Raw genomic sequence first — 24,607 nt, 5'->3', positions numbered from 1 at the left:
AACTGCCAGCGGAGTACTCTATTTTTGATTTCTTTTTGCATAGTCGACAAAATGAAACTTGTCTAATTTGTGACGGCTTTCGGTGAACTGGAATTGCCGACCGTCTGCTAAGTAAACCTGGGAGCGGACTGTTACAACGTGTTGGTCTTTTCCAAGATCCAGTAAGATTTTATCGCGATTATCGATTGGTGAAATCAAGATTTCTTAAGATATTAAAAAAAGAAAACGGCTCTTCGTTTTCTTTTTTTGCTATAGAGAATAGGTAAGAGTAACAGCTACTGGAATGACCTGTACTAATACAATGGGATGAAATTGGAAAACAGTTTATTTTCTAAAAAATCATTAAAATCCTTTTATTCACAAGGAATCGTGATATAATAAAATCATAAATCGTTTTCAAGAGAGAAGGACAAGACATGGAAAATGAAACAGTTGACTATGGAAAAGTAACAGGAATGGTACACTCTACGGAAAGCTTCGGTGCGGTGGATGGACCAGGGATCCGTTTTATTGTCTTCCTTCAAGGCTGTCAAATGCGGTGCCAGTATTGCCATAATCCAGATACTTGGGCTATGGAAACCAATAAGTCCCGTGAACGGACGGTGGATGATGTTCTAGAAGAAGCCTTGCGGTTTAAAGGCTTCTGGGGAAATAAAGGAGGAATTACAGTCAGTGGAGGAGAAGCTCTGCTTCAAATTGACTTCTTGATTGCCCTCTTTACCAAAGCTCAAGAACTAGGCATCCACTGTACGCTGGATACCTGTGCTCTACCTTTCCGAAATACACCTCGTTATTTGGAAAAATTCGACCGCTTGATGGCGGTGACAGACTTGGTGCTTCTTGATATCAAGGAAATCAATGATGAACGACACAGATTTGTGACCAGTCAAACTAACAAGAATATTTTGGCCTGTGCCAAGTACTTGTCTGATATTGGAAAACCCGTTTGGATTCGTCACGTTTTGGTACCAGGTTTAACGGACCGAGATGATGATTTGATCGAGCTTGGAAAATTTGTTAAAACCCTTAAAAATGTCGATAAATTTGAAATTCTCCCTTACCATACTATGGGGGAATTCAAATGGCGTGAATTGGGAATTCCGTACAAATTGGAGGGTGTGAAACCTCCAACAAAAGAACGGGTTCAAAATGCTAAGGACTTGATGGAAACCGAAAGTTATCAAGATTACTTGAAACGAGTTAAAGGATAAAGAAGTTAAGACAGTTGGTTCTTCCAGCTGTCTTTTCTGATGAAATGCACAACTATTCCCTTTCTTTAAACGGAAAAACGTGCTAAAATAGAGTTAATAGACAAATGAAAATGAAGAGGTAGAAACATGTCAAAAATTCTTGTTTTTGGTCACCAAAACCCTGATTCAGATGCCATTGGTTCATCTGTAGCTTTTGCTTACCTTGCAAAAGAAGCATATGGTTTGGATACAGAGGCAGTGGCCCTTGGAACTCCAAATGAAGAAACAGCTTTCGTCTTGAACTATTTTGGTGTAGAAGCACCGCGCGTGATCACATCTGCTAAAGCAGAAGGTGCAGAGCAAGTCATCTTAACAGACCACAATGAATTCCAACAATCTGTTTCAGATATCGCTGAAGTAGAAGTGTATGGTGTGGTGGACCACCACCGTGTGGCTAACTTTGAAACTGCAAGCCCACTTTACATGCGTTTGGAACCAGTTGGATCAGCATCCTCTATCGTTTACCGCATGTTCAAAGAGCATGGCGTAGCTGTTCCAAAAGAAATCGCAGGTTTGATGCTATCAGGTTTGATTTCAGATACTCTTCTTTTGAAATCACCAACAACCCACCCATCTGATAAGGTGATTGCGCCTGAATTGGCTGAATTGGCTGGTGTAAACTTGGAAGAATACGGTCTTTCCATGCTTAAGGCTGGTACAAACTTGGCAAGCAAATCTGCTGAAGAATTGATTGATATCGATGCGAAGACTTTTGAACTCAACGGAAACAATGTCCGTGTGGCTCAAGTGAACACAGTTGATATTGCTGAAGTCTTGGAACGCCAAGCTGAAATCGAAGCAGCTATCCAAGCCGCAAATGCAGCTAACGGCTACTCTGACTTTGTCTTGATGATTACAGACATCGTCAACTCAAACTCAGAAATTTTGGCTCTTGGTGCTAATATGGACAAGGTAGAAGCAGCTTTCAACTTCAAACTTGAAAACAACCACGCTTTCCTTCCAGGTGCTGTTTCACGTAAGAAACAAGTGGTACCACAATTGACTGAAAGCTTTAATGCATAATCATAGATGGGGAAGCCCATTGTTAAAAAGGAGTTTCGGCTCCTTTTTTGCTAGGAGAGAAAGATGTTAGAAAATGGCGATTTGATTTTTGTGAGAGAAGATACGGAAATGGGGCAGGCCATCCAGGCTTCGACAGGTAATTACAGCCATGTGGCTATCTTTTTGGACGGTTTCATTTATCATGCAACGGTAGAAGGTGGTGTTCTTTCCCAGTCACCCGAAGATTTCTTTGAAGCTGGAAAATTCTATGACCTTTATCGCTATACGGAGATTGATCACGAAGAGGTCAAAAAGCGAGCAGAGAGTCTTTTAGGGGCTCCCTACAATGCGTCCTTTTATCCAGATGGAGATGGTTTCTATTGTTCCCAGTTTGTAGCAGAAATTCTCCCTATTTTTGAAACCATTCCCATGAAGTTTGGAGATGAGGAAGAGGAGATTAGTCCGTTCTGGCTGGATTACTACAAGGAGCTTGGTCTAGCCGTTCCTTTAGATCAGCCCGGGACCAACCCGAGTCAGTTAGCCCAGTCTCCCCATCTACAATTTAAAGAAAGGTATTTGGATGATTACAATCATTAACCCCACACGTTTGACACGTCAGCCTTTTTTTAAGGACTTGATCAACTATTTGGATCAGCAGGATGATGTGATTTTGCGGCAAATCAAGGCCCAATTTCCAGATCAACCAGTGGATAAACTGATGGAGGAGTATATCAAAGCGGGCTTGATCCTTCGAGAAAATAAACGCTACACCCTCAACCTGCCTTTCTTGGAGTCAGCTGATCTTGTTGATTTGGATCAAGAAGTCTTTGTCCGAGAGGATAGTGAATTTTATCAGGAACTGAAAGTCAAGGTCTTCCAAACGGAACTCCGCAACACGACCAATGCAGTGCTTCTCATAGAGGAGACTGACTTTGAGCGAAATGCACAGACCCTTTCCAATTACTTTTACAAGGTGGCTCACCAATACCCTTTGACGGAGGAGCAAGAGAAGCTCTATGCCATTTTGGGAGACGTCAATCCAGAGTATGCTCTCAAGTATATGACTAGCTTTTTGCTCAAGTTCCTCAAAAAAGAAGAAGCCCAGCAAAAGCGCAGAGACATCTTTGTAGACAGTTTAGAAATCTTAGGCTATATCCGAAAAAATGATGAAGGCAAATATGAATTAGTAGTGGACTTGGACAAGGAAAGACTGATGTTTAGTAAACAATAGAAAAGGCTAGGAAAATTTCCTAGCCTTCTTTCGTTTGATTATAGGTAACGTTCAGCAATGGCGGCATCCCCTGGATACTCTTCTTTTACGCCATTGACGATTTGGTAGCAGTCAGCTCCTTTTCCGGCGATAATAACAGCATCCTCAGGCTTGCTGGTCGTTGCCATAGCCTGTTGAATGGCTTGTTCGCGATCTGCGATTTTTTCGACAGGGCGCGTGATGAAACTGCCAATCTCTTCAGCGATGGCCAAAGGATCTTCATAGTTAGGGTCATCCGCTGTGAGGAAGACTTGAATTTCAGGATGGTCTTCTAAGAGCAAGCCAAAGTCCTTGCGGCGGCTCTCTCCTTTATTCCCAGTTGATCCAAGGACCAGTGAAATGGTTCCCGATTGATGGGTTTCGACAACTGAGAGCAGTTTTTTCAAGCTATCTCCATTATGGGCATAGTCGATGAAGACCTTGGCCCCATTCTTTTGAGTCAAGACTTCCATTCGGCCAGGAACGCGCGTCTTGGCAATTCCTTTTTGGATGTCTTCGAGACTCGCACCTAGACGAAGGCAGGCAAGACCTGCAGCCACAGCATTTTCTTGGTTGAAGCGACCAATCAGTTGGGTCTGGTAGTCGCCGGCTAACTTGCCAGTGACAGAAAAGCTAAAGGCTTTAGAGTTGTGGACTTGGTTGCTTGATTGACTACCGTAAAAGTCGTGGTCTTGCTCAGCGACCTCTTCCGCAAGAATCTCAAAATGATCCATATCGCTATTGACGACAACAGCACGACTATTTTCCATCAAGAGACGTTTATGGTAGAAGTAGTCCTCAAAGGTTGGATGCTCAATCGGTCCAATATGGTCAGGGCTGATGTTGAGGAAGACACCAACATCAAAAGTAAGTCCGTAAACCCGTTTGACTAAATAGGCCTGACTAGAGACCTCCATAATCAGGTGGGTCCGATTATTGGCTACTGCCTGGGCCATCATTTCAAACAAATCAATGCTTTCTGGAGTCGTCAAGGTTGATTTGAAGAAGGTCTTGCCATCCAAGGTTGTGTTCATAGTGGATAGCATAGCTGGACGGTGGCCTTGTTCAAGAATCTTGTAGGCATAGTAAGCAGAAGTGGTTTTGCCCTTGGTCCCTGTAAAAGCTAAGAGTTTTAGCTGGCGCTCAGGGTGGCCATAGAATTCCATGGCAATCAAGCTCATAGCCTGTTTGATATCCGTAACGATAATGGCTGGGATGCTAACCTCAAAGTCTTGCTCAGCGACATACCACTGAAGGCCTTGTTCGATTGCTTGTTCCAAAAATTCCTTCTTGAAATTTGCCCCCTTCACAAAAAAGAGGGTCTCAGCGTTGACCTTTCGACTATCGTAGCTAATTTGATTAAAAGAAACACCACTTGCAGAATAGTGGTATTCTCCGTCTTGTAGGATCTCACGAAAGTTGTGATCCTCTTTTAAAATGTTTAGTACAGTTTCTATCTTCATCATAATCCTATTTTAAACTGAAAGCCCTTATTTTACAAGTGTAAAGGAAAAGTTTATAATGAAAGAAGACTATCTAGTAGAGGAAACATATGAGTAACGAAACAAGTAATCAACAGGCCCAGATGCTGCGTGGAACAGTCTGGTTGACAGCTAGCAATTTTATCAGCCGTCTCTTAGGAGCGGCCTATATCATCCCTTGGTATATCTGGATGGGGAAACATGGGGCAGAAGCAAATGGTCTCTTTACTATGGGGTATAATATCTATGCTTGGTTTTTGCTGATTTCAACAGCAGGCGTCCCGGTAGCAGTCGCTAAGCAGGTGGCTAAATACAATACTAAGGGGCAAGAAGAACATAGCTATGCCATGATTCGAGGTTTTCTCAAGTTCATGTCCTTGTTGGGACTAATTTTTGCCATTATCATGTATTTGCTTTCTCCAGTCTTTGCAAAGCTGTCTGGGGGTGGGAAAGACCTAATCCCTGTCATGCAAAGCCTGTCTTGGGCAGTCCTCATCTTCCCTTCCATGAGTGTCATCCGTGGCTTCTTCCAAGGGCATAACAATCTGAAACCTTATGCCATCAGTCAAATTGCTGAGCAAGTGATTCGGGTTATCTGGATGCTCTTGACAGCCTACTTTATTATGAAAGTTGGCTCAGGTGATTACGTTGAAGCAGTGACCCAGTCCACTTTTGCAGCCTTTATTGGGATGGGGGCAAGTCTATTTGTTCTCTTCTATTACCTCTGGAAGACAGGCCTTTTGAAACATATTATTCATCGACCAGAGTCTGACAATGAGATTGATACCAAGGCCCTCTTGTGGGATACCATTCGTGAAGCGATTCCGTTCATTGTAACAGGATCAGCCATTCAGCTCTTCCAGATTATCGACCAGATGACCTATAGCAATGTCATGTCTTGGTTCACCAACTTCTCTCGCTCAGAGCTTTTGGTTCAATTCAGCTACTTCTCAGCAAATCCAAATAAAATCACCATGATTTTAATTGCGGTAGCGACCTCGATTGGAGGAGTGGGGATTCCGCTTTTAACAGAAAACTATGTCAAGGGGGATTTTCGAGCTGCTGGTAAGCTAGTTCAGGATAACCTGACCATGCTAGTAGCCTTCTTGCTTCCAGCTACGATTGGTGCAGTAGCCATTGCAAAGCCTCTCTATACCGTCTTTTACGGGAAACCAGATTCCCTTGCTTTGGGGCTTTTTATCCTAGCGATGTTGCAAACGGTCATTCTAGGCTTGTATACAGTCCTATCCCCAATGATCCAGGCTCTTTTCCAAAATAGGAAGGCGATTCTTTACTTTGGTTATGGGGTATTGGTGAAACTGATTCTACAAGTGCCTTTTATTTATCTCTTTAGAGCCTATGGCCCTCTTCTTTCTACTACTATTGGTCTCATGATTCCAATCGTCCTCATGTACAAAGAAATTCATCGAGTGACTCATTTTAATCGCAAAATAGTCTTCAAACGGAGCTTATTAACAGCTATTTTAACCTTAATTATGCTATTAGTGGTTTTACTTTCAGTCTTGATTTTTAGTTTTGTCTTAAAACCAAACGGTCGAGTGATGAGTATGATCTATGTAGCTCTGATTGGTGGTGTGGGAATCATCGTTTATGGTGGTCTTGGTCTTCGTCTTCGTTTCTTAGATCGTTTTATTGGGAACAAGGCAGCTACTCTTCGAAATAAATTTCACATCTCATAAACTATGGAGGTTGGGTTTAGCGCCCACCTCTTTTTCATTATAGTTTGAAGCTATATCTAGCTCTTGAAAAAGGAAAAACCGTATCATCTGAAGAAGTGATACAATAGAGACAACTGAATTTACGTCCATTGGAGGTTTGTATGAGTCGCAAAAAGAATATTAACACTATCCTAGCGCAAGCTGGAATTAAATCGGATCAAGCAACGGGGGCTTTGATTACTCCGCTTCATTTTTCAACTACTTACCAGCATCCAGAGTTTGGTCAATCTACTGGATACGACTATATCCGTACAAAGAATCCAACTCGGGTAAATGCTGAGAAGACTTTAGCAGCTATTGAGAGCGCAAAGCATGCATTGGTGACGAGTTCAGGTATGTCTGCCATTGTCTTAGCCTTTAGTATTTTTCCAGTGGGAAGCAAGGTCTTAGCAGTACGGGACCTTTATGGAGGCTCTTTTCGCTGGTTCAACCAGATGGAGCAAGAAGGCCGCTTCTTCTTTACCTATGCGAATTCAGAGGAAGAATTGATAGAGGGTCTGAAGGAAGAAGTGGATATTCTCTATATTGAAACGCCAACCAATCCTCTCATGTTGGAGTTTGATATCCAGAAACTGGCTACCTTAGCTCATGAAAAAAGGGCAAAAGTGATTGTAGACAATACCTTCTATAGCCCTATCTACCAACGTCCAATTGAAGAAGGAGCAGATATTGTCCTCCACTCAGCGACCAAGTATCTAGCGGGGCACAATGATGTCTTAGCGGGTGTTGTTGTCACAGATGACGAAGGTCTCTATGAGCAACTTTTTTATAACCTTAACACAACTGGAGCTGTTCTTTCACCTTTTGACAGCTACCAATTGATCCGTGGTTTAAAAACCTTGGCTCTTCGTATGGAGCGCTCTACAGAAAATGCGAAGAAGGTAGTGGAATTCTTGAAGGGGCATCCAGCTGTTAAGGAAGTCTTGTATACCGGCAAGGGAGGCATGGTTTCCTTTAAAGTAAGGAAGGAAGAAAAAATTCCAACCATTTTGAATCATTTGCAAGTCTTTACCTTTGCAGAGAGTTTAGGTGGTGTGGAAAGTTTGATTACCTATCCAACGACCCAGACTCATGCAGATATTCCTGCAGAGGTTCGTCATTCCTATGGGTTAACGGACGACTTGCTTCGCCTCTCCATCGGAATTGAAGACGCAAGGGATTTGATAGAGGATTTAGAACAAGCATTGGCTAGATAGGAGTCCATCATGGGAAAAGAACAATTTTTGACCGCCCCTGATCGTTTGGGGCACCACACTAGTAAGTGGAAGGAGTCAGAACAAGATCCTGAGCTTCTTCCTGCTTGGATTGCCGATATGGATTTTGAATCCTTACCTGCTGTTCGACAAGCCATTCGAGACTATGCGGATCAATTGGTCTACGGCTATACCTATCCAAGCGAGGAGCTCTACCAAGCCATTCAGAATTGGGAAAAAACCGAGCATGGCTATGAGTTTGCTAAGGAAGCCATTGTCTTTATGGGAGGGGTTGTTCCTTCCATTTCAACGGCTATTCAAGCTTTCACCAAGGAAGGGGACTCTGTCCTCATCAATACACCAGTCTATCCCCCATTTGCTCGTAGTGTTCGTCTCAATCAACGCAAATTAGTGACCAATTCTCTTCTTGAAGAGGAGGGACTCTTCCAAATTGATTTTGAGCAATTGGAAAAAGATCTAGTCCAACATCAGGTAAAACTCTATATCTTGTGCAATCCTCATAACCCGGGTGGGAGAGTTTGGGAGAAGGAAGTCTTAGAAAAAATCGGTCGACTTTGCCAAAAATATGGAGTCTTACTTATTTCAGATGAAATTCACCAAGACTTGGCGCTGTTTGGGCACAAACATGTGTCTTTTAATACAGTAGATCCCAGCTTTAAAGAATTCACACTTGTCTTATCTAGTGCGACAAAAACTTTCAATATTGCAGGGACAAAAAATTCCTATGCCATCATTGAGAATGAAGGCTTGCGGAAGTCCTTCTTAGCCCAGCAATTGCGAAACAACCAGCATGAAATCTCTGCCCTTGGTTATATGGCAACAGAAGTTGCCTATCAGAAGGGAAAGGATTGGTTGGAAGACTTAAAAACTGTCTTGGAAGAAAATATCGATTATGCTGTGGATACTATACGAGAGCGGACCGATATCCAGGTGATGAAGCCTCAGGGGACCTACCTTCTTTGGCTAGATTTTTCTGACTACGGATTGTCTGAGGAAGAACTCCATGCTCGTCTTCATGATCAGGCCAAGGTCATCCTCAATAAAGGAACAGACTTTGGAGTAGAAGGGAAGCAACATGCTCGTCTAAATGTGGCGGCTCCGAAAACCCTAGTCCAAGAGATTGTTGCTCGGATCGTAACTGCCTTTCCTAAAAAAGTTTAATGTGAGGGTTGACTTTTCTATAGGGGAGGAGTATACTCAAGGGGAATAACGGTAGGTGAGGCTACCACAAGGATACGGATGACTACCGCAAAGCAGTGGAGACACTACTCGTTGGTCAACAGTCCTGATCGCAAAGGTCAAGACTAAGCTCATTTCATTGCCTTGCGGAGCTAAAGCTTGGACGGTCTATTTTTTGAGAATTTTCATTAAAAAATAAACGACGAGTTTAATGAGTCCTACCTGTTAGAGGGAGGGCTCTTTTCTTATGCTTAAGAAGCCTTTCACCTATCAAGTAGAAAAGGAGAACACTATGATACAAATCGACGATCATCCCGAACCGCACATAGCCAGCCAATCGCTGATTTGTGTCATCGGGACTCTATAAGCGTTTGGCTCCTGATAAAAAAGGAGATTTCAATGCAAACAACAAAAGAAAGACTCATTGCTGCATTGCAAGATGCAGAAACAAGAACCTTATCCAACTATCAATCTAGCTGGTCTGGATTGACGGAAGACCAAGTAGAAGAAAACCGGGAAAGTTATGGAGAAAATGTCCTTACCAAAGGACAAGAAAGCTCTATCTGGAAACGGATTGTTGAATCGATCATCAATCCCTTCACAGTCATCCTGCTTCTCATTGCCCTTGTTTCTTTGGTGACCAATGTTTGGTTAGCCAAGCCGGGTGAGGAAGATCCAACGACCTCTCTTATTATCGTCGTCCTCGTTCTTCTCTCAGGGGGGATTCGCTTTATCCAAGAATTACGCAGTGACAAGGCTGCTAGTAACCTTTCTCGCATGATTGTTAATACAGCAACAGTGATTCGAGAAGGCAAGGAAGAAGAAATTCCCATTGATGAGATCGTTGTGGGAGACTTGATCAAACTGAGTGCAGGCGACATGATTCCAGCGGATGTGGTCTTGTTAGATTCTCGAGACTTCTTCGTCCAACAATCCGGTTTGACTGGTGAGAGTGATGCTGTCGAAAAAGTTTGTTTAAAAAAAGCAAGTGGCCAAAATCTGGATAGTCTCCTGGAGAGTGAGAGTCTAGCTTTCATGGGGACCAACGTCATCTCAGGCCGAGCAACTGCCTTGGTCTTAGTAGTCGGGGATGAAACCATGATGGGAGCGATTGAGCAGACCATCAATACTTATGATGAACCAACCTCTTTTGAACGAGAAATGAACACCATCTCTTGGTTGTTGATCCGACTCATGATGGTGATGGTGCCCATCGTCTTCTTTATCAATGCTTTGACAGACGGGGACTGGCTGGAAGCAGGCGTCTTTGCCCTCAGTGTAGGAGTGGGTTTGACTCCGGAAATGCTTCCAATGATTATCACAGCTAGCTTGGCTAAGGGTTCCATTATCATGGCCAAAGAAAAAGTGGTTATCAAAAAGCTCAACGCTATTCAAGATCTAGGCGCTATTGATATCCTCTGTACGGACAAGACAGGAACCTTGACCCAAGATGAAATTGTACTCGAATACCCACTCGACATTCGTGGGGACTTGGATTTATCCGTCCTACGTCGGGCATATCTCAACTCTTACTTCCAAACCGGCCTCAAAAACTTGATGGACCGCGCCATTATCAGTCGGACAGAAAGAGAAGCTAAGAAACACGAAATTGTCAGAGGCTTGGACCAAAGCTTCCAAAAAATTGATGAATTGCCTTTTGACTTTGAACGCCGTCGGATGAGTGTCATTGTCAAGGATGAGCTGGGAATCGTGAGCATGGTCACCAAGGGAGCCTTGGAAGAAATGCTAACAGTCTCTAACTATGTGGAATACAAGGATGAGATTATCCCCCTAACAGACCAAGTGCGGGAAGACGTCTTGGCAGAAGTGGCTCAACTGAATGAACAAGGTTTGCGCGTGCTAGGGGTTAGTTACAAATCAAATCTTGAGGAAGGCTATGCCTTTGAAGTAGGGGATGAAGCAGACATGATCTTGACGGGCTATCTAGCCTTCTTGGATCCACCAAAACCATCCGCAGCACCAGCCATCAATACCCTTGCGGAATACGGAGTTGCTACTAAAATTCTTACGGGTGATAATGAGAAAGTGACCCAAGCGGTTTGTGAAAAGGTGGGACTGGATGTTGACCGCATTTTGCTGGGTAGCGATATCGACAGTCTCTCTGATTCAGAGTTGGCTCAAGCAGTCGAAACAACCACCGTTTTTGCAAAATTATCTCCAGACCAAAAAGCACGCATTATCTTGCAGCTCAAAGCGAATGGGCACAAGGTGGGGTATATGGGAGATGGCATCAATGATGCACCTTCTATGAAAGTAGCAGATGTGGGTATTTCGGTTGATACAGCTGTCGATATTGCCAAAGAAACAGCAGATGTTATCCTTCTGGATAAGGACTTGATGGTCCTCGAAAAAGGCTTGGTAGAAGGACGCAAGGTTTATGCCAATATGACCAAATACATCAAGATGACCGTTTCTTCTAATTTCGGGAATATCTTCTCCCTTCTCTTTGCCAGTATTTTCCTTCCTTTCCTTCCAATGGCCCCTATCCATCTCATCGTCTTGAACTTGGTTTACGATCTTTCCTGTATTGCCTTGCCTTTTGACCGAGTGGATAAGGACTTCTTGAAGAAACCACGAATCTGGGAAGCCAAATCCATTACCCGCTTTATGGCCTGGTTCGGTCCTATTTCCTCTATCTTTGACATCCTGACCTTCATCATTCTCTACTTTGTCATTGTACCCATGATTACAGGCTATGGCTATGTCCATGGTGCTGGTAGTGCAGGACTCTTCATCATGCTCTTTCAAACCGGCTGGTTTATCGAGTCCATGTGGTCCCAAACCATGGTCATCTATATGCTGCGGTCTCCAAAATTGCCCTTTGTTCAAAGTCGGCCAGCCCTTGCTGTCATGGCAACGACCTTATTGGGCGCCCTCTTTGTGACCTTCCTACCATATGGCCCATTGGCTTCCTTGCTAAAAGTAGCGCCACTAAATAGTCTTTACTTCCTATTACTAGCGGGGATTCTCTTCCTTTATATGGCAAGTGTCACCCTGGTCAAACACTATTATATTGGTAAGTACAAGGAGTGGCTATAAGCTACTAATGAAAATAAGAAAAGAAAAGGTTTGCATATTTGTAGGCCTTTTTCTTCCTTTTTGATATAATAAGATGAATATAGAGAAAGAAGGAACTATTATGGGAAAACTTGAAGTCATTAAACATCCACTTATTCAGCATAAATTGTCCATTTTGCGCCGGACAGATACCTCTACAAAGGCTTTTCGTGAATTAGTTGATGAAATTGCCATGTTGATGGGGTATGAAGTGTTGCGTGATCTTCCACTAGAAGATGTAGAAATCGAAACACCGATTACCAAAACAATTCAAAAACAAATTGCTGGTAAAAAACTAGCGATTGTCCCAATCCTTCGTGCGGGAATCGGGATGGTAGACGGACTCTTGAGTTTAGTACCAGCTGCCAAAGTTGGGCATATCGGAATGTATCGCGATGAAGAAACCTTGAAACCGGTCGAATACTTGGTGAAATTGCCAGAAGATATCGACCAACGCCATATCTTTGTCGTGGATCCAATGTTGGCTACAGGTGGTTCAGCTATCTTGGCTGTTGATTCCTTGAAGAAACGTGGTGCCAGCCATATTACATTTGTCTGCTTGGTTGCAGCTCCAGAAGGAGTGAAAGCTTTCCAAGACTCTCATCCAGATGTCGAAATCTTTGCAGCAGCCTTGGATGAACGCCTGAACGAAAACGGTTATATTGTGCCAGGTTTGGGAGATGCAGGGGACCGTCTCTTTGGTACAAAATAATTACATCTCCTGAAAGTCTTTGAAAGAAAGTAAAAATTTGACCTTTGTTGACCAATGGGATATAATAGCTTTTAGAAAAGATCGAAGGTGAAGAACCTCTCGAAAGAAAGCCGGTCCCCAAAGAAGAAGGGGACTGGTGAAATTGGATAAAAGGAGATGAATCAATGATTCCAGTAGTAATTGAACAAACTAGTCGTGGGGAACGCTCATACGACATTTATTCTCGCCTCTTAAAAGACCGGATTATCATGGTAACAGGACCAGTAGAAGATCAAATGGCCAATTCCATTATTGCCCAATTGCTTTTCTTGGATGCTCAAGATAATACCAAAGATATCTACATGTATGTTAATACACCGGGTGGGTCTGTTTCAGCAGGGCTGGCCATTGTAGATACCATGAACTTTATCAAATCAGATGTCCAAACCATTGTTATGGGAATGGCGGCTTCCATGGGGACTGTGATTGCGTCAAGTGGTGCTAAAGGCAAACGCTTCATGTTGCCAAACGCGGAGTACATGATTCACCAACCAATGGGTGGTACTGGCGGTGGTACCCAACAAACAGATATGGCGATTGCAGCAGAACACCTCTTGAAAACACGTCACAGATTGGAAAAAATCTTGGCGGAAAATTCTGGGCAAACCCTCAAGAAAATCCACGCAGATGCGGAACGCGATAACTGGATGACTGCTGAAGAAACATTGGCCTATGGTTTTATCGATGAAATCATGTCCAATAACAATTTAGGCTAATCAAGCTTTTGCAGAGCAAAAATCTCCTCTAAAATATAGAGGAGATTTTCTTATTTCAAGAGAGTTTTTTGAAAAATATAGTATTTTTACTTGAAATTTGCTATACTGGTAGAAGAACCAGAAAGGGACAATGTATGTTTGAGAAACAAGCAAGAACAGGTTTAATTGTTAAGTTGTACTATAATCGTGATGCAAAAAAATTACAGGCAATTGGGGATGTGATTTATCATTCCAAAAAAATGCGCTATGTACAGGTCTATGTCGATAGTTCTCAAGTCCTTGAAATCGTGCAGCAATTAAAAAAGGAACGCTTCGTGAAGAAGGTTCAAATTTGCCATATTCAAGAATTGGATCGTGATTTTGTAGGAAGTTTGCATCGTCAACAGGATGAAATACGAGTAGAAAACGCAATCATTTAGAGGATTGCGTTTTTTATGTTGACAATTTTCAGATAATTCGGTATATTCTTAATATATATTTAATTTTTAGATTTATTTAAGGAGATTATTACAAATGAAGAAAAAATTTGCTCTTTCATTTTTAACAATTGCAAGTGTCGCTCTTCTTGCGGCCTGTGGTGAAGTTTCAACTTCAGGTTCAAACACAACTGGTAACGAAATCGGCAAAGAACTAAAAATCGGTTTTAACTTTGAAAAAACTGGTGAAGTAGCAGCATATGGTAGTGCTGAACAAAAAGGTGCTCAATTAGCCGTTGATGAAATCAATGCTAATGGTGGAGCTGATGGTAAGAAGATTGTTGTCACAGACAAAGATAACAAATCTGAAACAGCTGAAGCAGCTACAATCACTACAAACCTTGTCACTCAATCAAAAGTGAACGCTCTTGTAGGGCCTGCTACTTCAGGTGCCACTGCCGCAGCTGTTGCGAATGCTGGTAAAGCAGGTGTTCCATTGGTAACACCATCAGCAACACAAGATAATTTGACAAAAGGTCAAGATTACCTTTTCCGTGCAACCTTCATCGATAGCTTCCAAGGACAAATCATTGCTAAATATACAACGGATAACTTGAAAGCGAAGAAAGTTGTTCTTTATTACGATAATTCATCTGACTATGCTAAAGGGATTGCTGAAGCCTTTAAGAAATCTTATAAAGGTGAAATCGTAGCAACAGAAACTTTCCAATCTAAGGATACAGACTTCCAAGCTGCTCTTACAAAAATCAAAGACAAAGACTTCGATGCGATTGTCCTTCCAGGGTACTACACTGAAACTGGTAAAATCGTAAACCAAGCACGTGGTATGGGAATCAAACAACCAATCATTGGTGGTGATGGATTTAGCGATGCTAAATTCGTTGAACAAGCAACACCTGCTGCAGCTACAGACATCTACTACGTAGCTGGATTCTCTACTGAAGGTGAAATGACTGATAAAGCCAAGAAATTCGTAGAAGCTTATAAAGCAAAATACAACGAAGAACCTTCAATGTTTGCAGCTTTGGCGTATGATTCAGTTTACATGGTTGCAGAAGCATCTAAAGGTGCTAAGAACTCTGTCGAATTGAAAGACAACCTTGCGAAGTTGAAAGACTTGGAAGGTGTTACTGGTACAATGTCTATTGACAAAGACCATAATCCGGTTAAATCTGCACTTATGATTGGCTTAAAAGATGGTAAAGTTGAGTCAGTTGAGTCGGTTAAACCTTAATTATCATTTGTTGTTTGTACAAGAGGCTGGGAGAATGAAAATTCCTGGCCTCGCTCTTTATTATTAGAAAGGATGGTTCAAATGCTCCAGCAATTAGTGAACGGTCTAATCTTGGGAAGTGTCTATGCACTCTTAGCCCTTGGTTATACTATGGTGTATGGAATTATCAAATTGATCAACTTTGCCCATGGGGATATCTACATGGTAGGTGCCTTTATGGGATATTTCTTATTGAACTCATTGAAGGTTAACTTCTTTGTAGCCTTGCTTCTGGCTATGGTCGGGACAGCTATTTTAGGGGTTGTGATTGAATATCTGGCTTATCGTCCGCTTCGCCATTCAACTCGGATTGCAGCCTTGATTACAGCCATCGGGGTTTCCTTCTTGCTCGAATACGGGATGGTCTTCTTTGTAGGGGCCAATACCCGTTCCTTCCCACAAGTCATTGAAACTGTTCGTTACAATTTTGGTCCCATTTCGATCTCTAACATTCAGTTGATGATCTTAGGAGTGTCTATTTTCTTGATGGTCGCTCTTCAATTTATTATCCAAAAGACAAAGATGGGGAAAGCCATGCGTGCCGTTTCTGTTGATAGCGATGCCGCTCAATTGATGGGGATTAACGTAAACCGGACCATCAGCTTTACCTTTGCCTTGGGATCAGCCTTAGCGGGTGCTGGTGGGGTTTTAATCGGTTTGTATTACAACTCAATCGAACCTTTGATGGGGATGACACCAGGGATCAAAGCCTTTGTCGCAGCCGTTCTTGGAGGAATCGGAATCATTCCAGGCGCGGCCCTAGGTGGCTTTGTCATCGGTTTATTGGAAACTTTCGCTACAGCGATTGGTCTTTCAGACTTCCGTGATGCTATTGTGTATGCCATCTTGATTGTGATCTTACTTATCCGTCCTGCAGGTATCCTCGGTAAAAATGTGAAAGAGAAGGTGTAAGCCATGAAACAAAATTTAAAAGTGAATTTAGTCTGGCTTGGTCTTTTGATTGCAGGTTTTGCCTTGATCCAAGTCTTGGTTGCAGCAGGTGTCCTCAACCTCTTCTATATCCAAATTTTGGAACAAATCGGGATTAATATCATCCTTGCAGTTGGTTTGAACCTCATCGTTGGTTTTTCAGGTCAATTCTCACTCGGTCATGCCGGATTTATGGCCATTGGTGCCTACTCTGCAGCCATTCTCGGTTCTAAATCACCAACCTACGGTGCTTTCTTTGGCGCTATGGTTTTAGGGGCCTTGATTGCAGGTCTCGTTGCCTTGATCGTTGGGGTTCCAACTCTTCGGTTGAAAGGAGACTACCTGGCGATTGCAACACTTGGGGTTTCAGAAATTATCCGGATTTTGATTGTCAATGGTGGTACTCTAACAAATGGTGCCGCAGGTATCCTTGGTTTGCCAGCCTTTACAACCTGGCAATTGGTTTACCTCTTTGTCGTGATTACAACGATCTTTACGATTAACTTCTTACGCAGTCCAATTGGGCGTTCTACCCTTTCTGTTCGTGAAGATGAAATCGCAGCAGAATCTGTTGGGATCAATACGACCAAAGTCAAAGTCATTGCCTTTGTATTTGGTGCGATCACAGCAGCGATTGCTGGATCTCTTCAAGCTGGCTTTATCGGTTCCGTTGTTCCTAAAGATTACTCTTTCACCAATACCATTAATGTCTTGATTATTGTCGTTTTCGGTGGTTTGGGATCGATGTCAGGAACAGTTGTGGCAGCCATCGTCTTGGGGATCTTGAACATGGTGCTTCAAGACTTCTCAAGCGTCCGTATGATCATTTACTCATTGGCTTTGATTCTCGTGATGATCTTCCGTCCAGGTGGTCTTCTAGGGACATGGGAATTTAGCTTGAAAAAACTACTCTCAAAAAAGGAGGCTAACTAATGGCACTTCTTGAAGTAAAAAATTTAACAAAAAACTTTGGTGGTTTGACAGCCGTTGGGGATGTAACCATGGAACTCAATGAAGGGGAATTGGTTGGTTTGATCGGACCCAACGGTGCCGGTAAAACAACTCTCTTCAACCTCCTAACAGGGGTATATGAACCAAGTGAAGGAACCATTACTTTAGATGGGCACCTATTAAACGGTAAAGCACCTTATAAAATCGCTTCTGGTGGTCTTGGACGGACCTTCCAAAATATCCGTCTCTTTAAAGACTTGAGCGTTTTGGACAATGTCTTAATTGCTTTTGCCAATCACCACAAACCACATGTCTTTGCTAGTCTGTTCCGTTTGCCAAGCTATTACAAAAATGAAGAAGCGTTGAAAGCAAAAGCCCTTGAATTGTTAGCGATATTTGGTTTGGAAAAAGAAGCAGAAACCTTGGCTAAGAACTTAGCTTACGGACAACAACGTCACTTGGAGATCGTTCGTGCCCTTGCTACAGAGCCAAAAATTCTCTTCTTGGATGAACCTGCTGCAGGAATGAACCCTCAAGAAACAGCAGAATTGACCCAATTGATCCGTCGCATTCAAAAAGAATTTAATATTACGATCATGCTGATCGAACACGATATGAGCTTGGTCATGGAAGTAACAGAACGGATTTATGTATTGGAATATGGTCGTTTGATTGCCCATGGTACGCCAGAGGAAATTAAGAATAACAAACGAGTAATCGAAGCATATCTAGGAGGTGAAGCCTAATGTCTATGTTAAAAGTTGAAAATCTTTCTGTACACTATGGCATGATCCAGGCTGTCCGTGATGTCAGTTTCGAAGTCAATGAAGGAGAAGTTGTTTCTCTTATCGGTGCCAATGGTGCTGGGAAAACCTCTATTCTTCGTACCATTTCAGGTTTGGTGCGTCCAAGTGCTGGGAAAATCGAGTTTTTGGGTCAGGAGATTCAAAAGGTTCCGGCTCAAAAAATTGTAGCTGCTGGGCTTTCTCAAGTTCCAGAAGGCCGCCACGTCTTTCCAGGCTTGACTGTTATGGAAAACTTGGAAATGGGAGCTTTCTTGAAGAAAGATAGAGAAGAAAATCAAGCTAACTTGAAGAAAGTCTTCTCACGTTTCCCACGTTTGGAAGAACGGAAGAACCAAGATGCCGCTACTCTATCTGGTGGGGAACAACAAATGCTCGCAATGGGTCGTGCACTTATGTCAACACCAAAACTCTTGCTTTTGGATGAACCTTCTATGGGATTAGCTCCAATCTTTATCCAAGAAATCTTTGATATCATCCAAGATATCCAAAAACAAGGAACAACCGTTCTCTTGATTGAGCAAAATGCCAACAAGGCCCTTGCCATCGCAGACCGCGGTTATGTTTTGGAAACAGGAAAAGTGGTTCTGTCCGGAACAGGAAAAGAACTCTTAGCCTCAGAAGATGTCCGCAAGGCCTACCTTGGTGGATAACGGATAAAAAAGAGCCCTTGGGCTCTTTTTTAAAAATAGTTTATCTGCAATTAGAGAATTTAGTTTTCATAGGGATGAATGCAAGGATTATTAGGCAATTCTGAATTTTGAAAACAAGAGAAAACTGCTGAAAGCGTTTGAAATAGCACTAAAAATCAAGTATAATAAAACTAACAAAAGTATAGGAGAATGGTTATGGCTGTTAAAGATTTTATGACCCGTAAAGTAGTCTATATTAGTCCAGATACAACAATTGCTCATGCGGCAGATTTGATGCGGGAACAAGGCTTGCACCGCTTGCCGGTCATTGAAAATGACAAATTGGTCGGTTTGGTGACAGAAGGTACGATTGCAGAAGCGAGTCCATCTAAAGCAACTAGTTTATCTATTTTTGAAATGAACTACCTGCTCAATAAAACCAAAGTTAAGGACGTCATGCTTCGTGATGTTATTACTGTCTCAAAATTTGCCAGCCTTGAAGATGCGACCTATCTCATGTATAAGAACAAGGTGGGGATTCTTCCGGTTGTAGACAATGAACAAGTTTCTGGTGTGATTACCGACCGTGATATTTTTCGTGCCTTCCTCGAAGTATCCGGTTATGGAGAAGAAGGAGTTCGTGTTCGTTTTGTGACAGAAGACAAGGTGGGCGTTCTTGAAAAAATCATCCATTTGATCGTAGAAGAAGGGTTGAATATCTCCAATACGGTCAATATCCCAACCAAGGATGATCGTGTGGTCATTGAAGTTCAAATTGACGGCATTACCGATACAGAAGTCATCAAGAAGAAATTTGAAGAAAATGGTATTGGTGTGGATGAAATTAGTCGTACGTCTGCAAAAGCATTTTAAATAAACAAAGAGAGGCTGGGACAAAAGTCCTAGCCTCTCAATTGTCTTTGGATTATCGAGCAAGACGCAGTGGTTGAGTGGGCTCTACTACGCTGCTTTCATCAGCTTTTACAGCCCTACTCAACTGTGCGGAGGTGGGACGACGAAATCGAATTCTAACGAATTACCGATTTCTGTTCCACTCTCTCTTTGTTTTAGCGAGCAATGGGTTGCTTGTTGGTATCCAAGGTAAATCCTTCTCCTAGGATTTCGTGGGCTTCTGTAATGGTAATGAAGGCAAATGGATCAATTTTATTAATCAAGTCTTTCATTTGTTTCATTTCATTCCGAGAGACTACGCAGTAGATAATCTTCATTTCTTGTTGGCTATAATAGCCCATGCCGTTCATGAATGTGACCCCTCGGCCCAAATCAGTCGTGATTTGTTTGGCAATTTCATCCGGTTTAGAAGTCACCACGAGGAATCCTTTCCCTGCAAAGCCTCCTTCACCAACGATATCAATGACGACGGTGTCAATCAGGATAAAGAGGAGGGTGTAGGCCGCAATTCGGAAGTCCTTAAAGACGATCAAAACAGTTGTCAAGACGATGGCATCCACAATCAACATGAGGCGTCCCATAGAAAGCGTCGTGTACTTGTTAAAGATACGTGCGACAATATCGGTTCCACCTGTAGTTCCTCCAGCATTGAAGATAATCCCCAGCCCAGTTCCAAGGATAACCCCTGATCCGATACAGGCGAGGAGGATATCTCCATCTAAAGCAGTGAAAATCGCATTCTGGAGATGATGACTCCCTGGGATCAGCTCAAAGATAGCCATCCAAGAAGAAACGGAGAAGGTTCCTATCAGACTGAGATAGAGAGATCGGAGACCCAGTAGTTTCCAGGCCAGGAAAAAGAGGGGAATATTAATGGCCAAGTTCATGACTGAAACTGGAATTTTAAAGAGGTAGTAGGTGATCAGGGTAATCCCTGTAGCCCCTCCTTCATAAAAGTGGAATGGAATCACGAGGAAAAAGATTCCAAAAGAAAAAATGCCAGCCCCAAAAATAATGGTTAGAATATTTTTTACCTTAAACATGCTCGTTCTCCTAATCGTTTTTCACCATACATTTTACCAAAAAAAATGAAAAATAGGAAATTATTTTCATCAATTTTCACTGATTGGGACAGGATTTTTACCCCTATTTTTGGTAAAATAGGAGGAAGTAAAACAAGCAAGAGAAATAATCATAGAAAGTTAAGAAGAGAGAATGAAGCAAGGAACATTAATTTCAATTGAAGGACCAGAAGGTGCTGGGAAATCCTCCGTTTTAGAGGCCTTGTTACCACGTTTGGAGAAGGCAGGGATTGCGTATATTACCACGCGGGAACCGGGAGGGGTCACAATTGCAGAAAAAATACGAGAAGTTATCTTAGATCCCTCCCATACGGAAATGGATCCCAAAACAGAATTGCTTCTTTACATCGCCAGTCGTCGTCAACACTTGGCAGAGCGTGTCCTTCCAGCTTTGGAAGCTGGGAAGCTCGTCATCATGGATCGCTTTATCGATAGTTCGGTAGCTTACCAAGGTTTTGGCCGTGGATTAGCAGTAACGGATATTGAATGGTTGAACCAGTTTGCGACCGATGGTCTCAAGCCAAACCGGACCTTCTATTTTGACATTGATGTAGAAGAAGGATTGGCTCGAATTGCTAAGAGCTCTAGTCGTGAAGTCAATCGCTTGGATCTAGAAGGGCTTAGTCTCCATCAGAAAGTTCGACAAGGCTATCTGGCCATCCTCGAAAAAGAACCACAACGAGTGGTGAAAATCGATGCCAGTCAACCTTTTGACCAGGTGGTTGAGGATACGTGGCTTTTATTAAAAGAAGTCTTGGAGATTAGCGAATGAAGTTAGAACTAGTGCGAGAACTTCAACCCCAGCTAGTGGATCGCTTCCAAGCTGTTTTAGAACAGGAACGATTGAGTCATGCCTATCTCTTTACTGGTGATTTTGGCAGTTTTGAGATGGCCCAGCTCTTATCCCAAAGTCTTTTTTGTACGGATAAGAAGGGTGTTTGGCCCTGTGGGACTTGTCGGGCTTGTCGTTTAATTGAAGAAGATGAATTCTCAGATGTGACGGTTGTTCGGCCGATCAATCAGATTATTAAAACGGATCGGATTCGAGAGTTGATCCAGAATTTCTCTCAGTCGGGCTACGAAGGATCCAAGCAGGTCTTTATCATTTGCGATGCAGACCGAATGCATGTTAATGCTGCGAATTCCCTCCTCAAGGTGATTGAGGAGCCTCAGAGTGAAGTCTATATTTTCTTGTTAACGGCCGATGAACAATTGGTTCTACCGACCATAAAAAGTAGGGCGCAACAGATTCATTTTCTGAAAAACCAAAATTTCTTAAAAGAGTATCTCCTTCAAGAAGGTTTGCTCCTTCAACAGGCAAATCTATTAGCCGACTTTAGTCAAGGTTTTCAAGAAGCACAAACCCTTGCTCAGAGTTCAGCCTTTTTCGATTTGGCAAGGGAGTGTGAGCGCTTTGTCACGGCCTGTCTAAAAGCGGATCCTCATGTTTACCTACTTGTATCTCGCTTAGTACAAGAGACGGATGATAAAGAAAAACAGGCCCAGGCCTTCCGCTTGTTGGAGTTGCTCTTTGCCCGCTCCATCAGTCTTGCTCTAGGAAGAGATTATCTAGAACATTTGGTCTTGGCTAAACAAATGTGGGAACGCAATGTAAGTTTCCAAAATGCTCTTGAGTATATGGTTTTGCAGTTGAAAAATAGAAGGTAAAGAGATGAATAAAAAAGAATTATTTGATGCTTTGGATGGCTTTTCCCAGGAATTATTAGTCACCTTAGCAGAAGTTGAAGCCATTAAAAAGAATCTCAGACTGATTGTTGAGGAAAACACTGCTCTACGTCTTGAAAATGATAAACTACGTGAACGATTAGGAGAAGTGGAGAAAACTACCTCACCAAAATTTCATCGCAATGGACGTGAAAATTTACAAAGAATTTACAACGATGGTTTTCATGTCTGTACTGACTCCTATGGTCAACGCCGTGAAAATGATGAAGAGTGTATTTTTTGTGATGAGTTGTTATTTAGGGAGTAAGCATGCAGATTCAACGAAGTTTTAAGGGGGATAGAGGGACAGGGACTCTTTTCTTAGTGCCAACTCCAATTGGCAATCGGGATGACATGAGCTATCGCATGATCCAAACCTTAAAAGAGGTAGATCTGATTGCGGCGGAAGATACCCGTAATACAGGACTCTTGCTCAAGCATTTTGAGATTAGTACGCCTCAAACCAGCTTTCACGAGCACAATGCTATGGAGAAAATCCCTGATTTGCTGGCTCATTTGGAGTCAGGAAAGGACTTGGCCCAGGTTTCGGATGCAGGATTGCCAAGTATTTCGGATCCAGGTCATGACTTGGTCAAGGCAGCCATTGAGCGAGAGATTCCGGTTGTGGCGGTTCCTGGTCCGAGTGCCGGTATTACCGGTCTAATTGCGAGTGGTCTGGCACCTCAGCCTCATATCTTTTATGGCTTTCTCCCACGCAAGGAAGGGCAGCAAAAGGCCTTTTTCCAAGAGAAATTGGCCTATCCTGAGACCCAGATCTTTTATGAGTCTCCGCACCGAGTTCGTGCGACGCTTCAAAATATGCTGGCAGTTTATGGGAATCGTCCAGTTGTGCTGGTCCGAGAATTGACCAAGATTTATGAAGAGTACACGCGAGGGACTATTGAGGAGTTAGTGGCTTACCTAGAGGAAAATCCCCTCAAGGGGGAGTGCCTTCTGATTGTAGAGGGAGCCAGTGAGCAGGAGCCAGATTTAGAAGAAGTGGATCTGATCCAAGAGATTGATCTTCTGGTCCAGTCTGGCATGAAAAAGAACCAGGCAATCAAACAGGTTGCCAAACAATTCGGGCTGCAAAAGAGTGATCTCTATGCCCGTTACCACCAAGAGGAGGAAAAAGGAGAGTCTGATGGAAATTAGAATGGCCTATCCCAATGAAATCAATCGGATTATGGAAATCATTCAAGATGGCAAGGACAGCTTAGCTGCAGCTGGCGTGGACCAATGGCAGGATGGTTATCCGGATCAAGAAATCATTTTTGAGGATATCCTAGAGAGCCGTGGTTATGTAGCTGTAGAGAATCAAGAAGTCGTAGCATATGCCGCTCTCTATAAGGGAAATGAAGCAGCTTATAATGATATTTATGACGGAAAATGGGAACATGATAACTATCTCTATATCAGTTTTCACCGGATCGCTGTTGCCAAAGAAGCTGCTGGACGAGGCGTAGCCCAAACCTTCCTTCAAGGCTTGATCGAAGGAGAGAAAGGCCCGGATTTTCGCTGTGATACCCATCCTGACAACAAGGTCATGCAATATCTTTTAGAGAAGTTAGGCTTCCATTACTGTGGAAAGGTTCCAATTGATGGTGTCCGTCTCGCTTATCAGAAGATTAAACGGAAGGCAGAAACCAGCCTCTTCCAAGTGATTAGCGAAGACGATCGCTGGGACTACCGTGCAGAACAATCTCAAAATGACTAGGTTCTATCGGCAACTCTATCAGAGTCCCTTGGGACCTCTATCTATTGTGGTGGATGAGGAAAGTCTAGTTGGGGTCTGGTTTTGTGACCAAGCCAATTGTGAGCAAGGGATTGATCACATCAAAGCAGCTTGTCGACCTCTTCATGAAGCTGTCTTTGAATGGCTGGATCAGTACTTTTTAGGGGAAGATCTTCCCATCCCCTTTGCCCTGTCTCCTCAAGGGACAGACTTTCAACAAAGAGTCTGGGCCTACCTAGCTCAGATTCCCTATGGGGAGAGTCGGACTTATGGAGAGATTGCCCGAGCCTTGTCTTGCAGATCGGCCCAAGCCATCGGTCAAGCAGTAGGTCGGAATCCCTTGCTCCTTCTCCTCCCTTGTCACCGAGTGCTAGGACGGGAGAATCAATTGACAGGCTATGCGGCTGGATTAGACCGCAAACGTTGGCTGTTGCATCATGAGGCCATATCTTGGAAAGAATAAGGAGA

The 24,607-nt window shown here is 42.9% G+C and carries 25 protein-coding genes, 1 pseudogene and 1 riboswitch; of the genes and pseudogenes, 23 read left to right on the top strand and 3 right to left on the bottom strand.

Annotated features, from left to right (window positions below):
* Window positions 1-18: 18 nt before the first annotated feature.
* Window positions 19-204 (bottom strand): annotated as a pseudogene (locus E5S68_RS05385) (UTRA domain-containing protein); the annotation flags it as partial.
* A gap of 212 nt (window positions 205-416) precedes the next feature.
* On the opposite strand from E5S68_RS05385, the gene pflA reads away from it, so the two are divergent.
* From pflA to E5S68_RS05365, 4 genes are all read left to right on the top strand, one after another.
* Complete coding sequence (gene pflA / locus E5S68_RS05380; RefSeq protein ID WP_135782655.1) at window positions 417-1,211, top strand: pyruvate formate-lyase-activating protein; 795 nt, start codon at window positions 417-419, stop codon at window positions 1,209-1,211.
* 126 nt (window positions 1,212-1,337) lie between these two features.
* A complete protein-coding gene (locus E5S68_RS05375) occupies window positions 1,338-2,273 on the top strand; it encodes a manganese-dependent inorganic pyrophosphatase (protein ID WP_135782654.1) in 936 nt (311 codons plus the stop codon).
* A gap of 63 nt (window positions 2,274-2,336) precedes the next feature.
* Window positions 2,337-2,849, top strand: coding sequence for a YiiX/YebB-like N1pC/P60 family cysteine hydrolase (locus E5S68_RS05370; protein WP_135782653.1), 513 nt, complete (start codon window positions 2,337-2,339; stop codon window positions 2,847-2,849).
* Window positions 2,833-3,483, top strand: coding sequence for a DUF1803 domain-containing protein (locus E5S68_RS05365; protein WP_135782652.1), 651 nt, complete (start codon window positions 2,833-2,835; stop codon window positions 3,481-3,483). Before E5S68_RS05370 ends, E5S68_RS05365 begins: the two co-directional genes overlap by 17 nt.
* A gap of 38 nt (window positions 3,484-3,521) precedes the next feature.
* Here the strand turns inward: E5S68_RS05365 and E5S68_RS05360 are convergent, their stop codons facing one another.
* Window positions 3,522-4,967 carry a UDP-N-acetylmuramoyl-L-alanyl-D-glutamate--L-lysine ligase gene (locus tag E5S68_RS05360; RefSeq protein WP_135782651.1) on the bottom strand — a complete coding sequence of 482 codons (1,446 nt, stop codon included), beginning with the start codon at window positions 4,965-4,967 and terminating at the stop codon, window positions 3,522-3,524.
* Window positions 4,968-5,053: 86 nt separating this feature from the next.
* On the opposite strand from E5S68_RS05360, the gene E5S68_RS05355 reads away from it, so the two are divergent.
* The 13 genes from E5S68_RS05355 to E5S68_RS05295 all read left to right on the top strand — a co-directional run bounded on the left by E5S68_RS05355 (window position 5,054) and on the right by E5S68_RS05295 (window position 19,558).
* Window positions 5,054-6,682, top strand: a complete 1,629-nt coding sequence (locus E5S68_RS05355) for a putative polysaccharide biosynthesis protein (protein ID WP_135782650.1) — start codon at window positions 5,054-5,056, stop codon at window positions 6,680-6,682.
* A 140-nt stretch (window positions 6,683-6,822) separates the two neighbouring features.
* Window positions 6,823-7,917 carry a cystathionine gamma-synthase gene (locus tag E5S68_RS05350; RefSeq protein WP_135782649.1) on the top strand — a complete coding sequence of 365 codons (1,095 nt, stop codon included), beginning with the start codon at window positions 6,823-6,825 and terminating at the stop codon, window positions 7,915-7,917.
* Between the two features lie 9 nt (window positions 7,918-7,926).
* Window positions 7,927-9,096 (top strand): MalY/PatB family protein, encoded by a 1,170-nt coding sequence (locus tag E5S68_RS05345; RefSeq protein ID WP_006595822.1) that lies wholly within the window; start codon window positions 7,927-7,929, stop codon window positions 9,094-9,096.
* A gap of 40 nt (window positions 9,097-9,136) precedes the next feature.
* Window positions 9,137-9,291: riboswitch (M-box (ykoK) riboswitch) on the top strand.
* Window positions 9,292-9,513: 222 nt separating this feature from the next.
* Window positions 9,514-12,174 (top strand): magnesium-translocating P-type ATPase, encoded by a 2,661-nt coding sequence (gene mgtA / locus E5S68_RS05340; RefSeq protein ID WP_234697687.1) that lies wholly within the window; start codon window positions 9,514-9,516, stop codon window positions 12,172-12,174.
* Window positions 12,175-12,274: 100 nt separating this feature from the next.
* Window positions 12,275-12,904, top strand: a complete 630-nt coding sequence (gene upp / locus E5S68_RS05335) for a uracil phosphoribosyltransferase (RefSeq protein WP_006597185.1) — start codon at window positions 12,275-12,277, stop codon at window positions 12,902-12,904.
* 164 nt (window positions 12,905-13,068) lie between these two features.
* Entirely contained in the window at window positions 13,069-13,659 is a 591-nt protein-coding gene (locus E5S68_RS05330; RefSeq protein ID WP_006595825.1) for an ATP-dependent Clp protease proteolytic subunit, read from the top strand.
* 134 nt (window positions 13,660-13,793) lie between these two features.
* Window positions 13,794-14,078 (top strand): DUF2129 domain-containing protein, encoded by a 285-nt coding sequence (locus tag E5S68_RS05325; RefSeq protein WP_135783102.1) that lies wholly within the window; start codon window positions 13,794-13,796, stop codon window positions 14,076-14,078.
* Window positions 14,079-14,172: 94 nt separating this feature from the next.
* Window positions 14,173-15,330, top strand: coding sequence for an ABC transporter substrate-binding protein (locus E5S68_RS05320; RefSeq protein WP_006595827.1), 1,158 nt, complete (start codon window positions 14,173-14,175; stop codon window positions 15,328-15,330).
* Between the two features lie 81 nt (window positions 15,331-15,411).
* On the top strand, window positions 15,412-16,281 hold the full coding sequence (locus tag E5S68_RS05315) for a branched-chain amino acid ABC transporter permease (protein ID WP_009731472.1): 870 nt from the start codon (window positions 15,412-15,414) through the stop codon (window positions 16,279-16,281).
* 3 nt (window positions 16,282-16,284) lie between these two features.
* A complete protein-coding gene (locus E5S68_RS05310) occupies window positions 16,285-17,232 on the top strand; it encodes a branched-chain amino acid ABC transporter permease (protein WP_006595829.1) in 948 nt (315 codons plus the stop codon).
* Window positions 17,232-17,996 (top strand): ABC transporter ATP-binding protein, encoded by a 765-nt coding sequence (locus E5S68_RS05305; protein WP_006595830.1) that lies wholly within the window; start codon window positions 17,232-17,234, stop codon window positions 17,994-17,996. Before E5S68_RS05310 ends, E5S68_RS05305 begins: the two co-directional genes overlap by 1 nt.
* The gene (locus E5S68_RS05300; protein WP_006595831.1) at window positions 17,996-18,706 is read left to right on the top strand and encodes an ABC transporter ATP-binding protein; all 711 of its coding nucleotides are present in this window, start codon (window positions 17,996-17,998) and stop codon (window positions 18,704-18,706) included. Before E5S68_RS05305 ends, E5S68_RS05300 begins: the two co-directional genes overlap by 1 nt.
* A gap of 195 nt (window positions 18,707-18,901) precedes the next feature.
* The gene (locus E5S68_RS05295; protein ID WP_006597187.1) at window positions 18,902-19,558 is read left to right on the top strand and encodes a CBS domain-containing protein; all 657 of its coding nucleotides are present in this window, start codon (window positions 18,902-18,904) and stop codon (window positions 19,556-19,558) included.
* A gap of 194 nt (window positions 19,559-19,752) precedes the next feature.
* Here the strand turns inward: E5S68_RS05295 and E5S68_RS05290 are convergent, their stop codons facing one another.
* Window positions 19,753-20,640, bottom strand: coding sequence for a YitT family protein (locus E5S68_RS05290; RefSeq protein WP_135782647.1), 888 nt, complete (start codon window positions 20,638-20,640; stop codon window positions 19,753-19,755).
* A 172-nt stretch (window positions 20,641-20,812) separates the two neighbouring features.
* On the opposite strand from E5S68_RS05290, the gene tmk reads away from it, so the two are divergent.
* The 6 genes from tmk to E5S68_RS05260 are packed head-to-tail and all read left to right on the top strand — an operon-like array spanning window position 20,813 to window position 24,602.
* Window positions 20,813-21,451, top strand: coding sequence for a dTMP kinase (gene tmk / locus E5S68_RS05285; protein WP_135782646.1), 639 nt, complete (start codon window positions 20,813-20,815; stop codon window positions 21,449-21,451).
* The gene (locus E5S68_RS05280; RefSeq protein ID WP_135782645.1) at window positions 21,448-22,347 is read left to right on the top strand and encodes a DNA polymerase III subunit delta'; all 900 of its coding nucleotides are present in this window, start codon (window positions 21,448-21,450) and stop codon (window positions 22,345-22,347) included. Before tmk ends, E5S68_RS05280 begins: the two co-directional genes overlap by 4 nt.
* A gap of 4 nt (window positions 22,348-22,351) precedes the next feature.
* Window positions 22,352-22,672 (top strand): DNA replication initiation control protein YabA, encoded by a 321-nt coding sequence (yabA, locus tag E5S68_RS05275; RefSeq protein ID WP_135782644.1) that lies wholly within the window; start codon window positions 22,352-22,354, stop codon window positions 22,670-22,672.
* A gap of 2 nt (window positions 22,673-22,674) precedes the next feature.
* Window positions 22,675-23,559 (top strand): 16S rRNA (cytidine(1402)-2'-O)-methyltransferase, encoded by an 885-nt coding sequence (gene rsmI, locus E5S68_RS05270; protein ID WP_135782643.1) that lies wholly within the window; start codon window positions 22,675-22,677, stop codon window positions 23,557-23,559.
* Window positions 23,549-24,121, top strand: a complete 573-nt coding sequence (locus tag E5S68_RS05265; protein WP_135782642.1) for a GNAT family N-acetyltransferase — start codon at window positions 23,549-23,551, stop codon at window positions 24,119-24,121. The genes rsmI and E5S68_RS05265 overlap by 11 nt, the downstream gene beginning before the upstream one ends.
* A complete protein-coding gene (locus tag E5S68_RS05260; RefSeq protein ID WP_135782641.1) occupies window positions 24,114-24,602 on the top strand; it encodes a methylated-DNA--[protein]-cysteine S-methyltransferase in 489 nt (162 codons plus the stop codon). Before E5S68_RS05265 ends, E5S68_RS05260 begins: the two co-directional genes overlap by 8 nt.
* The last annotated feature ends 5 nt before the right edge of the window (window positions 24,603-24,607 follow it).

Source organism: Streptococcus rubneri (genome assembly GCF_004785935.1).
GTDB lineage: Bacteria > Bacillota > Bacilli > Lactobacillales > Streptococcaceae > Streptococcus > Streptococcus rubneri.
The sequence above is the reverse complement of the archived record's forward strand: the minus strand, read 5'-3'. Positions and strand labels throughout refer to the sequence as shown.

Bases quoted from the DNA above. Each gene is read 5' to 3' on its own strand.
- pflA (WP_135782655.1), top strand. From the start codon at position 417: ATGGAAAATGAAACAGTTGACTATGGAAAAGTAACAGGAATGGTACAC.
- E5S68_RS05375 (WP_135782654.1), top strand. From the start codon at position 1,338: ATGTCAAAAATTCTTGTTTTTGGTCACCAAAACCCTGATTCAGATGCC.
- E5S68_RS05370 (WP_135782653.1), top strand. From the start codon at position 2,337: ATGTTAGAAAATGGCGATTTGATTTTTGTGAGAGAAGATACGGAAATG.
- E5S68_RS05365 (WP_135782652.1), top strand. From the start codon at position 2,833: ATGATTACAATCATTAACCCCACACGTTTGACACGTCAGCCTTTTTTT.
- E5S68_RS05360 (WP_135782651.1), bottom strand. From the start codon at position 4,967: ATGATGAAGATAGAAACTGTACTAAACATTTTAAAAGAGGATCACAAC.
- E5S68_RS05355 (WP_135782650.1), top strand. From the start codon at position 5,054: ATGAGTAACGAAACAAGTAATCAACAGGCCCAGATGCTGCGTGGAACA.
- E5S68_RS05350 (WP_135782649.1), top strand. From the start codon at position 6,823: ATGAGTCGCAAAAAGAATATTAACACTATCCTAGCGCAAGCTGGAATT.
- E5S68_RS05345 (WP_006595822.1), top strand. From the start codon at position 7,927: ATGGGAAAAGAACAATTTTTGACCGCCCCTGATCGTTTGGGGCACCAC.
- mgtA (WP_234697687.1), top strand. From the start codon at position 9,514: ATGCAAACAACAAAAGAAAGACTCATTGCTGCATTGCAAGATGCAGAA.
- upp (WP_006597185.1), top strand. From the start codon at position 12,275: ATGGGAAAACTTGAAGTCATTAAACATCCACTTATTCAGCATAAATTG.
- E5S68_RS05330 (WP_006595825.1), top strand. From the start codon at position 13,069: ATGATTCCAGTAGTAATTGAACAAACTAGTCGTGGGGAACGCTCATAC.
- E5S68_RS05325 (WP_135783102.1), top strand. From the start codon at position 13,794: ATGTTTGAGAAACAAGCAAGAACAGGTTTAATTGTTAAGTTGTACTAT.
- E5S68_RS05320 (WP_006595827.1), top strand. From the start codon at position 14,173: ATGAAGAAAAAATTTGCTCTTTCATTTTTAACAATTGCAAGTGTCGCT.
- E5S68_RS05315 (WP_009731472.1), top strand. From the start codon at position 15,412: ATGCTCCAGCAATTAGTGAACGGTCTAATCTTGGGAAGTGTCTATGCA.
- E5S68_RS05310 (WP_006595829.1), top strand. From the start codon at position 16,285: ATGAAACAAAATTTAAAAGTGAATTTAGTCTGGCTTGGTCTTTTGATT.
- E5S68_RS05305 (WP_006595830.1), top strand. From the start codon at position 17,232: ATGGCACTTCTTGAAGTAAAAAATTTAACAAAAAACTTTGGTGGTTTG.
- E5S68_RS05300 (WP_006595831.1), top strand. From the start codon at position 17,996: ATGTCTATGTTAAAAGTTGAAAATCTTTCTGTACACTATGGCATGATC.
- E5S68_RS05295 (WP_006597187.1), top strand. From the start codon at position 18,902: ATGGCTGTTAAAGATTTTATGACCCGTAAAGTAGTCTATATTAGTCCA.
- E5S68_RS05290 (WP_135782647.1), bottom strand. From the start codon at position 20,640: ATGTTTAAGGTAAAAAATATTCTAACCATTATTTTTGGGGCTGGCATT.
- tmk (WP_135782646.1), top strand. From the start codon at position 20,813: ATGAAGCAAGGAACATTAATTTCAATTGAAGGACCAGAAGGTGCTGGG.
- E5S68_RS05280 (WP_135782645.1), top strand. From the start codon at position 21,448: ATGAAGTTAGAACTAGTGCGAGAACTTCAACCCCAGCTAGTGGATCGC.
- yabA (WP_135782644.1), top strand. From the start codon at position 22,352: ATGAATAAAAAAGAATTATTTGATGCTTTGGATGGCTTTTCCCAGGAA.
- rsmI (WP_135782643.1), top strand. From the start codon at position 22,675: ATGCAGATTCAACGAAGTTTTAAGGGGGATAGAGGGACAGGGACTCTT.
- E5S68_RS05265 (WP_135782642.1), top strand. From the start codon at position 23,549: ATGGAAATTAGAATGGCCTATCCCAATGAAATCAATCGGATTATGGAA.
- E5S68_RS05260 (WP_135782641.1), top strand. From the start codon at position 24,114: ATGACTAGGTTCTATCGGCAACTCTATCAGAGTCCCTTGGGACCTCTA.